At 61.6% G+C, this 14,802-nt stretch carries 14 protein-coding genes; 5 read left to right on the top strand and 9 right to left on the bottom strand.

Going from position 1 to position 14,802, the window contains the following annotated elements; all coding sequences use genetic code 11:
• Positions 1–42: 42 nt before the first annotated feature.
• The 3 genes from ACSSVY_RS01530 to ACSSVY_RS01520 all read right to left on the bottom strand — a co-directional run bounded on the left by ACSSVY_RS01530 (position 43) and on the right by ACSSVY_RS01520 (position 2,556).
• Positions 43–390, bottom strand: coding sequence for a DUF2794 domain-containing protein (locus ACSSVY_RS01530; protein WP_454267599.1), 348 nt, complete (start codon positions 388–390; stop codon positions 43–45).
• Between the two features lie 54 nt (positions 391–444).
• On the bottom strand, positions 445–2,091 hold the full coding sequence (locus ACSSVY_RS01525) for a Y-family DNA polymerase (protein ID WP_454267598.1): 1,647 nt from the start codon (positions 2,089–2,091) through the stop codon (positions 445–447).
• Positions 2,092–2,286: 195 nt separating this feature from the next.
• On the bottom strand, positions 2,287–2,556 hold the full coding sequence (locus ACSSVY_RS01520; RefSeq protein WP_454267597.1) for an I78 family peptidase inhibitor: 270 nt from the start codon (positions 2,554–2,556) through the stop codon (positions 2,287–2,289).
• A 130-nt stretch (positions 2,557–2,686) separates the two neighbouring features.
• Here ACSSVY_RS01520 and ACSSVY_RS01515 point away from each other — a divergent pair, with 130 nt between their 5' ends.
• The 3 genes from ACSSVY_RS01515 (at position 2,687) to ACSSVY_RS01505 (ending at position 6,243) form a co-directional block, all read left to right on the top strand.
• Positions 2,687–3,799, top strand: coding sequence for an S-(hydroxymethyl)glutathione dehydrogenase/class III alcohol dehydrogenase (locus tag ACSSVY_RS01515; protein ID WP_454267596.1), 1,113 nt, complete (start codon positions 2,687–2,689; stop codon positions 3,797–3,799).
• Positions 3,800–3,910: 111 nt separating this feature from the next.
• Positions 3,911–4,774 (top strand): glutathione-dependent disulfide-bond oxidoreductase, encoded by an 864-nt coding sequence (gene yghU, locus ACSSVY_RS01510; RefSeq protein ID WP_454267595.1) that lies wholly within the window; start codon positions 3,911–3,913, stop codon positions 4,772–4,774.
• Between the two features lie 83 nt (positions 4,775–4,857).
• A complete protein-coding gene (locus ACSSVY_RS01505; RefSeq protein WP_009819879.1) occupies positions 4,858–6,243 on the top strand; it encodes an IS1182-like element ISRssp12 family transposase in 1,386 nt (461 codons plus the stop codon).
• A gap of 153 nt (positions 6,244–6,396) precedes the next feature.
• Here the strand turns inward: ACSSVY_RS01505 and sthA are convergent, their stop codons facing one another.
• The 4 genes from sthA to mbfA all read right to left on the bottom strand — a co-directional run bounded on the left by sthA (position 6,397) and on the right by mbfA (position 10,689).
• A complete protein-coding gene (gene sthA / locus ACSSVY_RS01500) occupies positions 6,397–7,833 on the bottom strand; it encodes a Si-specific NAD(P)(+) transhydrogenase (protein WP_454267594.1) in 1,437 nt (478 codons plus the stop codon).
• 3 nt (positions 7,834–7,836) lie between these two features.
• Positions 7,837–8,670, bottom strand: coding sequence for an S-formylglutathione hydrolase (gene fghA / locus ACSSVY_RS01495; RefSeq protein WP_454267593.1), 834 nt, complete (start codon positions 8,668–8,670; stop codon positions 7,837–7,839).
• Between the two features lie 30 nt (positions 8,671–8,700).
• Positions 8,701–9,633 carry an AEC family transporter gene (locus ACSSVY_RS01490; protein ID WP_454267592.1) on the bottom strand — a complete coding sequence of 311 codons (933 nt, stop codon included), beginning with the start codon at positions 9,631–9,633 and terminating at the stop codon, positions 8,701–8,703.
• A gap of 78 nt (positions 9,634–9,711) precedes the next feature.
• Positions 9,712–10,689, bottom strand: coding sequence for an iron exporter MbfA (gene mbfA, locus ACSSVY_RS01485; RefSeq protein WP_045680561.1), 978 nt, complete (start codon positions 10,687–10,689; stop codon positions 9,712–9,714).
• 173 nt (positions 10,690–10,862) lie between these two features.
• Here mbfA and ACSSVY_RS01480 point away from each other — a divergent pair, with 173 nt between their 5' ends.
• Both ACSSVY_RS01480 and ACSSVY_RS01475 read left to right on the top strand, forming a co-directional pair.
• Complete coding sequence (locus ACSSVY_RS01480) at positions 10,863–11,021, top strand: hypothetical protein (protein ID WP_454267591.1); 159 nt, start codon at positions 10,863–10,865, stop codon at positions 11,019–11,021.
• A gap of 109 nt (positions 11,022–11,130) precedes the next feature.
• Positions 11,131–11,748 (top strand): TetR/AcrR family transcriptional regulator, encoded by a 618-nt coding sequence (locus tag ACSSVY_RS01475; RefSeq protein ID WP_454267590.1) that lies wholly within the window; start codon positions 11,131–11,133, stop codon positions 11,746–11,748.
• Here the strand turns inward: ACSSVY_RS01475 and ACSSVY_RS01470 are convergent.
• Together ACSSVY_RS01470 and ACSSVY_RS01465 are read right to left on the bottom strand one after the other, a co-directional pair.
• A complete protein-coding gene (locus ACSSVY_RS01470) occupies positions 11,736–13,358 on the bottom strand; it encodes a GMC family oxidoreductase (protein ID WP_454267589.1) in 1,623 nt (540 codons plus the stop codon). The two genes, ACSSVY_RS01475 and ACSSVY_RS01470, sit on opposite strands and share 13 nt — an antisense overlap.
• A gap of 82 nt (positions 13,359–13,440) precedes the next feature.
• Positions 13,441–14,580: an ABC transporter permease gene (locus ACSSVY_RS01465; protein ID WP_454267588.1), complete on the bottom strand. Its 1,140-nt coding sequence runs from the start codon at positions 14,578–14,580 to the stop codon at positions 13,441–13,443.
• Positions 14,581–14,802: the final 222 nt, after the last annotated feature.

The raw sequence follows: 14,802 nt of genomic DNA, 5'->3' as shown, positions 1-14,802 counted from the left end.
ATTTCGCACCGAGAACGTCTATCAACTTGCTCTGAAGTTGCTCTAGTCCACCGACCGGATCAGCTTGCGCTCCAGCACGCGGAGCACGGTGCGCAGATCGTGGCCCCGCTTGAGCACCTGACCATCCAAGCCGATGACCGCATATTGCCCCTGCTTGCCCTGCAGTTTTGGCCGCTTTTCGATCCGGTAGAGCGGATGCTCGGCGGTGCGTCGAAAGACCGAGAACACCGCCACCTCGCGCAGGCAGGAAATGCCGTAATCGCGCCATTCCCCCGCCGCGACCATGCGCCCATAGAGCGACAGGATCACGCCCAGTTCATTGCGTTGGAACGCCACCTGCGACGGTGCGGGATGCGCGCCCGCGAGCGGGCCAAGGCTTTGCAAACTCATAGTCTCAGAGTTGCGCCAATCCCGCCCCAAATCAAGCGCTTTCCTGACAGCGCCTCAGCCGAAGCGTCCCTGACAGAACCATCCGCCCGAGATTTGCCCACCATGGGCGCGAAACAGCCAGAGCCGTTCGCCGCGTGTCGTCACCACCTGCCAGTAATCGCGGACACCGCTGCGCCAATCCGGATCGTCGAGCCACCATTCCGGCGCGATGCGTTCGGGGCCTATGACGCCTGCCACCTCATGCAGCCGTCCCCGCCAGCGAAAGGGCAGCGTGGACCAACCCTCTTCGGGTCGGGTGACCGGCTCTGGCCGCCAGAGCAACAGGGGGCGTGGTCCCTCTGGGGCAGGCCAGGGCGTGCGCGCGGGCACAGACCATGCCGCCGCAAGGGTCAGCGCGGATTTCTCGGGAATATGGCTCTCGGCGGGATGACGGCGGGTGATCGACTCCAGCCCGATCCGTGACCCCAGCCGGGTGATCAGATCCGCCAGCGCCGCCTCTTGTTCCGCAGCGCCCCGCCCGCGGCCGATGCCGCTCTCTCCCTGCCGGGTCTCCATCCGGGCCGTGACGATCGCCTCGAGCCGTAGCATGTCGATGCCAAACCCGGCGTCGATCCCGTCAAGCTGCATCTCCAGCAGTGGCAGCATCGCCTCGGGCCGATCGACACATCGCGCCAACCGCACCTCGACCGATTGCAGGCTACCGTCGGCGCGAAACGCCTCGATGCGCAGATGCCGCGCGCCAAGGGCCTTGGCCCGCAAAAGCACGCACAACCGCTCGGTCAGCCGGGAAAATGCGGCCTCAAGATCGCTGCGCAATCCGATGGGCTCCGGCAGGCTCAGCCGGGTGGCAAAGCGCGGGGCGGGGGCAGAGGGCGACATCGGTTCCGGCACATGGCCAAAGGCCTGATCCAGCCGCACCATCAGCTCCGGCTCAAAACGGCGGGCAAGGGTAGAACGCGGCTGATCCGCCAAGTCACCGATCCGCCGCAGCCCGAGCCGCGCCAGATCCTCTGTCATCTTGGGCGGCAACCGTAGGGCCGCCACCGGCAAGGGGGCCAGACTCTCGGGCAGATGCCCCGGCGGGGCAATCTCATCCGCCTGCGCCGTGACCGCCGCCGTAGGTGCCGCGCCGCCCCGTTCCCAATGCCGCCGTTTGGCAGCGCGCGACCGGGTCGCGCGGGCCTCTTGGTCAATAGCATCGCCCGAACGATGCGCCGCCACCCCTTGCCCGGCAAAGCGTGCCAGCGCCCAAGCGCCACCGACCGTATCCGCCAACCCGCAGCGCACACTCAGCCCAAGATCCGCCGTGGCCTCGCGCAGCGTGGCGATCAACCCTTCTTCGCCACCAAAGAGATGTGTGCAGCCGGTGACATCAAGCAACAGTCCCGCCGTGCCATCAATCCCCACCAGCGGTGAGAATCGTTCGGCCCAGCGACCCAACGCGTCTAAGAACCCCGCCTCTGCGGCGCGGTTCTGAGGGCGGGTGATCAGATCGGGACACAGCGCCTGCGCTGTGCGCAGTGGCTGCCCCGGCCTCAGCCCCAGCGCCTCGGCCCGGAGTGAGACAGAGGTCAGCACCTGATCCTGTGCCTCGGCACTGACCACCGCAAAGAGCCGCGCGTCCCGATCGGTCGCCCGCCGCAGCAGGCGTTCAGCCCCGAGCCGGGGAAACCAGATCGACAGGATGCGACGTGTGGACATAGTGAGTTTGTTCTCTATTTGTTCTATAGCAAATAGAGCGGGCAATGGGCGGAGTCGAGTCAGCCTTGGCGTTTGTTCGCCGCGTCGGGGGATTAGGTGAGAGGCCTAGAATTGACGCCAGCCCAAATGCCCTCGCGCGGACTCAAGCCCACAGGGCGCCGCGCGATCGCTGGGCCGTCTGGCCAATCGCCCGCCTCACCCGCACCAGATCCGGGTGATCACGCCGTCTGCGTCATGTTCGACATTCAGCCGGTCGGGGCGGTGATCCATCGTCATCATCGCCCCCGGCGGCAGGATGCGTACTGCTGCGGCGCTGTTTGAGAAATCCTGCGCCGCAACCGGCGTCCCGATCAGCGTCTGCATCTGCGCCGCACCGCAGGCGTTCTCCTCAGGGAGCGTGTCCTCCGAGCCAATACATCCCGCCAGTGCTCCGATCATCAGGGCTGCGCCTAGGAAATGCTTCATGTTTTCGCCTCTCTTGCCGGAAATTGCCGCAGAATCTGCCGCAGTCCAGGGTCTGCGTGACGCTCTGGATATTGAAACACCGCGCCGCATGACGCAAGACTGCGGCAAATTTCAAAGGAAAGGACAAATCATGAGAACGCGTGCGGCGGTGGCTGTTGAGGCTGGCAAGCCGATGGAGATCATGGAGGTGAACCTCGAGGGTCCGAAGGCGGGCGAGGTTCTGGTGGAGATCAAGGCGACGGGGCTGTGCCACACGGATGATTTCACCCTGTCCGGGGCCGATCCCGAGGGGGCGTTTCCGGCGATTCTGGGCCATGAGGGCGCGGGCGTCGTGCTCGAGGTGGGCCCCGGTGTCACCAGCCTGCAACCAGGCGATCACGTTATTCCGCTCTACACGCCCGAGTGCCGCGAGTGCGAATACTGTCTCAACCCGAAAACCAACCTCTGCCAGAAAATCCGCTCGACCCAAGGCCAGGGTCTCATGCCCGACGGCACCAGCCGGTTTTCGATGCTGAACGGCACGCCGATCCTGCATTACATGGGCTGCTCGACCTTTGCCAATCACACCGTCCTGCCCGAAATTGCACTGGCCAAGGTGCGCAAGGACGCGCCGTTTGACAAGATTTGCTACATCGGCTGCGGTGTCACCACCGGCGTCGGCGCGGTCATCAACACCGCCAAGGTGGAGATTGGCAGCCGGGCGATTGTGTTCGGTCTGGGCGGCATCGGCCTCAACGTGTTGCAGGGGCTGCGGCTGGCGGGGGCGGATCAGATCGTCGGCGTCGACATCAATCCGGGCCGGATCGAGATGGCGACGCGGTTCGGCATGACCGATTTCGTCAACCCCAAGGAGGTCAAGGGCGATCTGGTGGCACATCTGGTCGAGCTGACCGGCGGCGGGGCGGATTACACCTTTGACGCCACCGGTAATGTCGGCGTGATGCGCACGGCGCTGGAGGCGGCGCACAAGGGCTGGGGCGAGAGCATCATCATCGGCGTGGCGCCGGCGGGGGCCGAGATCAGCACGCGGCCGTTCCAACTGGTGACGGGGCGGTCGTGGCGCGGGACGGCATTCGGCGGCGCGCGCGGGCGCACGGATGTTCCCAAAATTGTCGATTGGTACATGCAGGGCAAGATCGAGATCGACCCGATGATCACCCACACCATGCCGCTCGACGATATCAACAAAGGGTTTGAATTGATGCACGCGGGCGAGAGTATTCGAAGCGTCGTCATCTACTGACCTCACGCCATAACCCCACGCAACGCCGCACAGACCCCTGTGCGGCGTTTTGCATTGCGGGGGGCACGCCAGTGATTACATTTGCCGCCAAACCCGATGGAGGATCATAAGATGAGCGACAGCACCTATACCCCGCCCGAAGTCTGGACATGGGAGACCCCCTCTGGCGGGCAATTCGCCTCGATCAACCGCCCCATTTCGGGCGCGACCCATGACAAGGACCTGCCCGTGGGCAAGCATCCTTTTCAGCTTTATTCGCTGGCCACGCCCAACGGGGTCAAGGTCACGGTGATGTTTGAGGAACTGCTCGCGGCGGGCCATGACGCCGAATATGACGCCTGGCGCATCGACATCAGCGAGGGCGATCAATTCGGCTCGGGCTTTGTCGCGGTCAATCCCAATTCCAAGATTCCGGCGCTGATGGACCATACCGGCGACACGCCTCTGCGTGTGTTCGAGAGCGCCTCGATCCTGATGCATCTGGCCGAGAAATTCGGGGCCTTCCTGCCCAAGAGTGGCCCTGCACGCACAGAAACGCTCAACTGGCTTTTCTGGCAGATGGGCAGCGCGCCTTACTTGGGCGGTGGCTTTGGCCATTTCTACGCCTATGCGCCCGAGAAATGGCAATATCCCATCGACCGTTTCGCGATGGAGGCGAAGCGCCAGCTTGACGTGCTCGATCGGCAACTGGCGGAGCGTCCCTATATCGCGGGCGACGACTATACGATTGCCGATATGGCGATCTGGCCTTGGTATGGGCAGCTCTGCCTTGGGCGGCTTTATAATGCGGCGACCTTTCTTGATGTGAAGAGCTACAAGAACGTCATGGCGTGGGCGGAAAAGATTGACGCGCGCCCGGCGGTGAAACGGGGCCGCATGGTCAACCGCAGCTTTGGCGAGCCGGAAATGCAATTGCACGAGCGGCATGACGCGTCGGATTTCGAAACCCGGACGCAGGACAAGATCGGCGGCTGATGGCCTATTTTGTTGAAGAACTCGTGCTTGATCGAAGCGTAAGCTGCTGATTCAATTCTTCTGACCAGCGGGAGAATTGAGCAATGTTGGGACCGAGACAGGAAGCGCAGGCAGCACTTTTCTACGAGTTCTCGCTTGAGGATCACGTTCCGCAAGACCACCTTCTTCGCTCCATCGACCGGTTTGTCGATCTGAACAGCATCCGCACCCATCTTGCCGGTTTCTACAGTCACACCGGCCGTCCGTCGGTCGATCCCGAACTGCTGATCCGGATGCTGCTGGTCGGGTATTGCTTCGGCATCCGGTCCGAACGGCGGCTGTGCGAAGAGGTGCATCTGAACCTCGCGTATCGCTGGTTCTGCCGGCTTGACCTGAGTGACCGGGTCCCGGATCATTCGACGTTTTCAAAGAACCGACATGGGCGTTTCCGCGACAGCGAACTTCTGCGACACCTGTTCGAGACGACTGTCGCGCGCTGCATCGCGGAGGGTCTGGTCAGTGGCCAACGCATGGCCATCGACGCCAGCCTGATCGAGGCGGATGCCAACAAGCAGAACTCGACACCGAAGGACGACTGGGACGCGGCGCGGATTGATCCGGCGGATGCACCCCGTGCCGTGCGCGAGTATCTCGACACGCTGGATGAGGCGGCATTCGGCGCTGCCAGCGAGGTGCAGCCCAAGTTCACCTCGCATTCGGACCCGGCCAGCCAGTGGACCGCCGCGCGCAAGGGGCCCGCTTTCTTCAGCTATTCCGACAACTACCTGATCGACACGGATCATGGCGTGATTGTCGATGTAGAAGCCACAAGGTCGATCCGGCAGGCCGAGGTCGGATCGACCAAGACCATGCTGAAGCGGGTGAAGGCCAGGTTCGATCTGCACCCCGAACGCCTGATCGCGGATACGGCTTACGGCACCGGGCCGATGCTGGGCTGGCTGGTCGATCGCAAGATCGCGCCGCACATCCCGGTTATAGACAAGTCCGGACGCAACGACGGCACTTGGACGCGGGCAGAGTTCGAGTGGGACGCCGAGAACGACCAATATATCTGCCCCGAGGGCCATGAGCTGAAGCAGTTCCGCCGCAACTACTCGGACCCGAACCGGGGACCAACCGGCAAGGGCACAGCCCGTTACCGCGCATTGAAGGACGTCTGCCAGGCGTGCCCATCCAAAGCCAAATGCTGCCCCAACGCCGAGGCGCGCAAGATCACCCGCGAAGAGCATGAAGACGCCCGCCAAGTCGCCCGCGACATCGCCAAGACCCGCCAATACGACATCTCGATGAAGCTCCGAAAAAAGGTCGAGATGCTATTTGCCCACCTCAAACGCATCCTTGGCTTAGGCCGACTGCGATTACGTGGTCCATGCGGCGCAAATGACGAATTCCTCCTCGCCGCAACCGCCCAGAACCTCCGGAAACTGGCCAAGATCTTTCCCGCACCGCAGCAAACGCGAAAAGCCTGACAGGAAAGGCGCTCGCGCCGCATTTGGAACAGCCATTTCTGCGCTCGCAAACGTTAGTTTTTCCACACAATCGGCCTTGAGGGGACGTTCGCCGCAAACGATGAGCCGCGTGGGCGGCATCCTCAACGTCCCCTTCAGACCACACAACTTGTCTCAGGAGGCCTCCGGCTTGGCCGCGTCACGCCTCACCTTATAGGCCTCGGGGATTGGCATGCGGTTGAACGCGTCCAGGCCCGCGATCTTGTAAGCCTCAGCCAAGGTTGGATAATTGAATGTGTTTTGCACGAAATAATCCACCGTGCCTTTGAGATTCAGAACAGCCTGCGCGATGTGGATCAGTTCCGTTGCCCCCTCGCCCACGATCTGCACACCCAAGACCCGGCGTGTCTTGAGCGAAAAGAGCATCTTCAGCATGCCATGTTCCAGCCCCATGATATGTCCGCGCGAGGTCTCGCGAAAGCGTGCGACGCCGACCTCATAGGGGATGCCACGCTCCTGCATTTCCTCTTCGGACATGCCGCAGGTGGAAATCTCGGGCACGGAATAGATGCCATAGGGGAACCAAGGCGATTCAGGCAATGTCGGCGTCTCGAGCGCATGACAGGCCGCGACACGCCCCTGTTGTACCGAGGTCGAGGCAAGGCTGGGATGCCCGATCACATCGCCTGCGGCATAGATATGCGGCACGGCGGTCTGGTAGGTCTTGCGGTTGACCTCGATCCGGTTGCGATGGTCGGTCTTGAGCCCTGCCGCCGCCAGATTGAGCGCAGAGGTGGCCCCCATCCGCCCGGCGGCAAAGAGCAGCATTTCGGCACGTACATGGCGGCCATTGGCAAGGCTCACCTCGACATGATCGCTGGCGTCCTCGATCCGCTCGATGGCCGAACCAAGCCGCAGATCAACGCCATTCTCACGGATCTGATGGGTAAAATCCTGAATCAGGGCCCGGTCGATGAAATCAAGGAATGTCTCGCGCGGCTCAATCAGGGTCACGCGCACGTCGAGGGCGGAAAACATCGTGGCATATTCCACCCCGATCACACCCGCGCCCACCACGATGAGACTACGCGGAATGCGGGCCAGTTCGAGAAACTCGTCACTGTCCACGACGGAGCGCCCGTTGAAGGGGACATTCTCGGGGCGATAGGTCTTGGTCCCGGTCGAGATCAGGAAGCGGTCGGCGGTCAGGCGTGTGACTTCGCCCGCCTCGGTCGCGACCTCGATGGTTTTGTCATCCACAAACCGGGCCATGCCGTGCAGCGTATCGACATGGTTGCGATTGAACTGATGTTCGAGCACGTCAACTTCGTGGTCGAGCGTCATGTGCAGCCGCGCCTTGAGATCCTCTGCGGCGATGTTGTCTTTGACCCGGTAAGAGCGACCATAAAAGCTGCGCTCGCGCCAGCCCGAGAGGTTGAGCACTGTCTCGCGCAGCGTCTTGGACGGGATCGTGCCGGTGTGGACGGACACGCCGCCCAGCCGGTCCTTGCGGTCGATCACCAGCACGCGGCGTTTCAGTTTGCCCGCCTGAATGGCAGCGGCCCGACCTGCGGGGCCGCTGCCAACGATGATCAGATCATAATGGCTCATGTCTTAATCCGCATAGAGCGCCTCGGCATGGAAGGTCACGTGATCCTCCATGAAGGTCGAGATGAAGAAATAGCTGTGGTCATAGCCATTTTGCATCCGGAACGTGCCCTCTTGGCGACGCGCGGTCATGGCATGGGCCAGCGTTTCGGGGCGCAGGAGATCAACGAATTGATCCTTGGTGCCGGTATCCACCAGAACCGGCCCGTCAAAGCCGCGCTCGGCCATGAGGAGGCTTGCATCATGGGCCGCCCAAAGAGTTTCGTCGGTTCCCAAATAGGCCGCGAATTGCTTGCGGCCCCAGTCACTGTTCACTGGATTGCAGATTGGTGAAAAGGCCGACACGGAGCGGAACCGTCCCGGCAGGGACATGGCCAGCGTCAATGCGCCGTGGCCGCCCATGGAATGCCCGGTGATCGCCTGCCGGTCCATGTCGACGGCAAAATTCTCGCCAATCAGCGCGGGCAGTTCCGTGGCGACATAGTCCCACATGCGGAAATGCGGTGCCCAAGGGGAGTGCGTGGCGTTCACATAGAATCCAGCCCCCTGCCCCAGATCGAAAGCGTCGTCATTGGCCACACCGTCGCCGCGCGGGCTTGTGTCGGGAAACACCAGCGCGATGCCCTGTTCCGCCGCCCAGCCCTGCGCGCCAGCCTTGACCATCGCATTCTCATGCGTGCAGGTCAGGCCCGAGAGATACCAGAGCACCGGGACCGGACCATCCTGCGCCTCGGCAGGCAGGAAGAGGCCAAAGGTCATATCGCCGCCGCAGACATCGGAGGCATGGGTATAGACGCCCTGGGTGCCGCCAAAGCAGGTGTTTTCAGAAACCGTTTCCATAGTGTTCTCCTCTCACGTCAAGATGACTGTTCAGTAAAGCTGGTTCACCCAGCCGATCACAAGCGACACTGTCACGATTGCCGCCCCGGTGGAAATCAGGATCGAGGACGAGACCCGTTTGGGCGCGACCCCGTAATGTTGGGCCAGCATAAACACATTGCCCGCGACGGGCAGGCTGGAGGCAGCGATCATCACCGCCCCTGCGTAGGGCTCGACCGTAAAGAGCACGAGCACGGCAAAGGCGACGAAGATCGGGTGTAGAACCAGCTTGCAAAAAGATAGCCAGCCCGCGATATGCGGTCGCTCTGCGGACTTGGAGGCCAAAGAGGCACCGATGGCAAAGAGCGCGCCGGGCGTGGCCGCACCACCGAGTATTGCCACAAAATCGTTGACCGGATCCGGGATTGGCAGACGCAGGCCTGACCATGTGAGGCCCAGCACAATCGACACGATCATCGGGTTCGTCAAAAGCCCCATGCCGACGGTGCGGAGAATTCCCAGACTGAGCCGCCCATCCCGTGAGCCGGTGATCAGGATCACCACCAGCGAGCCGAACACGATGAGATCCACCGCCAGTACGATCATCACATAGCCAATCGCCGCCTCGCCCATCAGCATGGCCAGCATCGGCACGCCCAGAAATCCCACGTTGCCGATCACTGCGCATTGCGCCTCGATGGCGATTTCCTCAAGTTTCACGCGGCGCAGGATCGCGACCAGCGTGGCGATGCCATAGACAAACGCGGTGGCCCAGAGATAGGCCAGCACAAAGTTCCAATCCAGCACCTCGGATAGGGTCAGATTTGCGGAAAAGCGAAAGAGCATGGCAGAGAGAGCAAAGTAGAACACGAATTTCGTGAGCCACGCGGTCGCCGCCTCGGGGAAAAACCCGGTGCGCCCGGCGCCATACCCAAGCCCGATGATCATGAAGAAAGGTAGGGTCTGGATAAAGATGCTCAGCATGCGTTGCGTGGTAGCAGGTTGAGAGGCAGGGTCAATCGCCGCCTTTCATCCTTTGGTCGCAAGAGAAGGACCGCGCTTTCATCCACTGCCGATGAGAACACCGGCGGCAAAGACCAGTGCCCCGCCCAAGACCACCTGAAACGCCGCGCGAAAGAACGGGGTTTCCATGTACTTGTTCTGAATCCAGGCAATAGCCCAAAGTTCGACAAAGACCACGACAAAGGCGATGATCGTCGCAGTCCAGAAATCCGGGATGAGATAGGGCAGCGCATGGCCCAGGCCGCCCACCGTCGTCATGATGCCGGAGGCAAATCCGCGCTTGATCGGGCTGCCGCGCCCTGAAAGCTCTCCGTCGTCGCTGGCGGCCTCGGTAAAGCCCATCGAGATGCCGGCACCCACGCTGGCCGCAAGACCGACCAGAAAGGTTGTCCATGTATCTTGCGTGGCAAAGGCGGTGGCAAAGATCGGGGCGAGGGTCGAAACAGAACCATCCATCAGCCCCGCCAGCCCCGGCTGAATCCATGTCAGAAGGAATTGCCGCTTGGCGGTGCGATCCTCGGCGTCGCGGGCATCTGCATTGAGGTGTTCTGTCTCCAATTCTTCGGCGCGGGTTTGGTGGCCTGCCTCTGCCGCCGCCAGATCACCCAGAAGTTTGCGGGTGGTGGCGTCAGTCGTGCGCTGCGCTGCCTTGAGGTAGAACGCCCCTGCGTCGCGTTCCATCGCCTCGGCCTCGTCGCGAATGCGCTCGATCCCGAGGTTCTCGATCAGCCATACGGGGCGGCGGGCATAGAACCCCGCCACATGTTCGCGACGGATCAGCGGGATTACCTCGCCAAAGCGGGTGCGATGCAGGTCGATCAACCGTGCGCGGTGGCCGTCCTCTTCGACGGCCATGCCATCGAAAATGGCGGCCGTGTCTGGGAAATCAGCGCGGAGCATTTCCGCATAGGAGCGGTAGATACGCGCGTCATCCTCTTCGGACGAAATAGCCAGAGCGAGGATCTCTTGCTCGGACAGGTCACGGAAACGACGGCGCGATGTCATGCCAGGAATCATGGAACACCTCGTTTAGAATAATTCTAAAATAGTCTAGCCGCTCGGTAGGGCAAGCGCAAAGCGGCGTGGTGTCTCTCAAAAAAGTAAACCGTTCTGTTCACTTTTAACTTGATTTCTAAACCGATCTGTTTAGTTATGGTTCTGAACAGATTAGTTCAGTTATGGAGTTGGACATGAAACACGCACTGACTGCACTCGCTCTCTCTATCAGCCTCATTGCCGCCCCGGCGTTGGCCTTCAGTTTTGACATGAGCAGCCTGACGCCCTCATTGAGCTTTCCCGAACCGACCCCTGCGCCGGTGACCCAAGGCACCAGTGGCATCAATCAGTAGATCGAGACCGCAAGACCCAAGCGGCCCATCCTCTGACCGCTCGCGCAGATGTGCTTGCGGTTGGAGGGCGGAGCCGACTACACTGGCTCGACCTATGGGGAGGGTTTGGATGTCGGCTCCCGCCGTTGAAATCAAGAAGGGTCGCAAGTTCGATCAAGTGCTCGAAGGAGCGCGCCGGATCTTCATGCGGGATGGTTTCGAAGGGGCCAGCGTCGATGAAATCGCGCGTGAGGCACAGGTCTCCAAGGCGACGCTCTACAGCTATTTCCCCGACAAGCGGCTGCTCTTCTCTGAAGTGGCGCGGCTCGAGTGCAACCGACAGGCCGAAGAGGCGCTTGAGGTGATCGGCAAGGGGGCGACCATTGAACATGTGCTGCGTGAGGCGGGCACACGGATATTACGCTTTTTCCTGTCGGATTTCGGCCAGCAGGTGTTTCGCATCTGTGTCGCGGAATCGCACCGCTTTCCGGAGTTGGGGCGACGGTTCTTTGCCTCGGGTCCGGATCTGGTGCGTGAGCGCCTGAGCAAAGTCCTGCGGCCCTATGTCGAGGCCGGAATACTGAAGATCGACGACATGGATCTTGCCGCCAATCAGTTTGGGGAGCTGTGCAAGGGCGATCTCTTTATTCGGAGCCTCTGCGGTATGTGCAACGGGGTGACGGACGCGGATGTGGAGCGCGTCGTCAACGGCGCGGTCGAGATGTTTCTGGCGCGCTATCGCGCCTGAAACTCCGCGCTGATCCCTCGTATTTCTGCGGCGATTTTCTCGGCGATCATCAAGGTCGGGGCATTGGTATTGCCGCCGATAAGGCGCGGCATGATCGAGGCATCGACCACGCGCAAGCCCTCAACGCCGCGCACGCAGCCCGAGCGATCAACCACCGCCATATCCCCACGCCCCATCGCGCAGGTGCCGACCGGGTGATAGATCGTGTCGGCGCGGGCGCGAATATCAGCCTCGAGCGCCGCATCGGACCAGTCATGCGGATGCAGCCGCGCCTTGCGCCATGGATCAAACGCAGGCGCGCGCAGAATCGTATCCATCTGCCGCGCGCCGCGCATCATCAGCGCCAGATCACGGTCATCGCTGAGGAAGGCCGGATCGATCACCGGGGCATCAGAGGCGCCCGCGGAGCGCAGCGTAACGCGCCCCCGGCTATGGGGCCGCAGCACGCAGATGTGACAGGAATAGCCCGGTCTGAAATGCAGGGTGCGCATATGGTCCTCGACAATGCCAATCACGAAATGCAGTTGCAGGTCCGGGCGCGTCACGTTGGCAGCGGAGCGCAGGAACGCACCTGCCTCGGCATAGGGCGTGGCGAATGAGCCTGTGCCCGTCTTGCGCCAGTGCAGCGCCGCTTTGCTCAGTTGCCATAGACCCTTGGGACCAAGGCTGACGACATCATCGCGCTTTGACGTCTCGGCCAGAATGTAATCGAGATGATCTTGCAGGTTCTCACCCACGCCGGGCAGATCCTGCACCGGCGCGATACCATGCGCCTGTAACGCCTCTGCCGGGCCGATGCCCGAAAGCATGAGAAGCTGCGGTGAGCCAAAGGCACCACCGCTGAGGATCACCTCGCGTCTTGCGTGCGTCTCTTTCACACGGCCCCGATGACGATAGCGCAGGCCGGTCGTGCGTTTGCCGTCAAAGAGCACGCGCTCGGCCATGGCGCCGGTCATCACCGTCAGATTGGGACGTGTCATCGCGGGAAAGAGATAGGCGGCAGCGGCAGAACAGCGTTCACCGCGCTTTGGCCCATCAAAGAATTGCGTAACCTGAAAATGGCCCGCCCCCTCTTGTTGAGGGCCGTTGAAATCCGCGTTGCGGGGGATTTGCGCGCTCTCGCAGGCGGTGACGAATGCCTCGGATATGCCGCGCGGTGCGCTTTGATCGGTGACCTGCAGGGGGCCTGACTGGCCATGCAAGGCACCGCCATGCTGTGCGTTGCGCTCTGTGGCGATGAACCACGGCAACACGCTCTTCCAATCCCACCCGTCGCAGCCAAGATCCGCCCAATCGTCGTAATCGCCGGGATGCCCACGCGCATAGAGCATGGCATTTATCGCACTCGAGCCGCCAAGGGCGCGGCCACGCGGCTGATACCCGCGCCGCCCGTTCAAGCCAGCCTGCGGCACGGTCTTGAGTGCCCAGTTGTTGATTTTCGGACGTCCCGAAACCATCGCCGCCACCAGACCCGGCGCGCGGATGAATATATCGCGCCCGTCACCACCGGCCTCGATTAGACAGACGGTAATGCCGGGGTCTTCGCTCAGGCGGGCCGCCAAGACTGCGCCTGCCGAGCCCCCACCGACGATGATATAGTCATAGATCATTGCCTGCTGCCCTCTGCTGCGTCACGCTATGCCAAGGTTAGGACCAAACCAAAGCGCGACGCTGCGTCAGAGGCGTGTCACCTCAGCCCGGGCTCATGCCACGCATACGCTCGGACCGGCGGCGCAGATATTCCAGCGTCGTCAGCAAGGCGATCGAGATCACCACGAGGATCGTGGCCACCGCCAGAATGGTTGGGCTGATCTGCTCGCGCAGGCCGGTGAACATCCGCCAAGGCAGAGTTTGTTGATTGGCAGAGCCGACGAAAAGCACGACAACCACCTCATCAAACGAGGTGATGAAGGCGAAGAGGCCGCCTGAAATCACACCGGGAAGGATAAGCGGCATCTGCACCCGAAAGAAAGTGGTGACCGGATCAGCCCCCATATTGGCCGCAGCGCGCGTGAGCGAGCGGTCAAAGCCCACCAAGGTCGCCGTAACCGTGATGATGACAAAGGGAATGCCAAGCGCGGCATGGGCCAGCACAACCCCGAAATAGGTGCCTTGCAGGCCGATCCGGCTATAGAAGAAATACATCCCCGCCGCCGAGATGATCAGCGGCACGATCATCGGAGAGATCAGGATCGCCATGATCGCGCGACGGAAGGGCACATGTTCTGAACTCAGGCCAATCGCCGCCAGAGTACCAAAGCTTACCGAAAGCAGCGTCGCGACTGGCGCAATCGCCAGAGAATTACGCAGCGCCTGCTGCCAGCCACTTGAGGTGAAGAAATCCTGATAATGCTTGAGACTGTAGCCCGCCGGATCAAACCGCAGCATTTCGGGCGTGAACGTGAAAAAATTCTGCGCATTGAAGCTGAGCGGCATGACCACCAGAATGGGTGTGATCAGAAACACAAAGATCGCGCCGCAGATCACGCGGAATGTGTAATGCCAGAGCACCTGACCGCTGGTCAGGTAGGGGGCCAGATTCGCGCGATACCGCCCCTCGCCGATCCAGAAGATGAACCACGAGAAGAACCAGCCGAACAGCACCCCGAGCACAAAGCCCGGGACCCCCGCCAGAAGGACGCCGACGACGGTAAAGAGGGCGATGATACCCCAGCGGACCGGCTTTTCCATGTCGAGCCCGAGGATCTGCAAGGCGACGAACGCGAGCGCCATCAGCGCCACGGCACCGATCACGATCCCCATCAGGCTGGAGCCATGCGCGGTGCCCACGAAGAGCCCTGCAAAACCGCCCGCCGCCGCGATCACAACCATCGAAAAAGCAAAACGCTTGACGCTTACATCTGTTGCACTTGAGTTCTCTGGCCGGGCGACATTTTTGTTGTGGTCGACGGTGAATACAACTACCGCCAAAACCAAAAGGGCAAAGGCAACTTGTTCCCCGTAACCAGAAAGCAAGAGCAAAGGATCTAAATCTGCGCCGCCCCTTTGAGTGAATTGTGATAGAATTAGTTCACCAAGACGTTCTCGATTATA

This window comes from Roseovarius sp. MBR-51 (assembly GCF_053628575.1).
The sequence above is the reverse complement of the archived record's forward strand: the minus strand, read 5'-3'. Positions and strand labels throughout refer to the sequence as shown.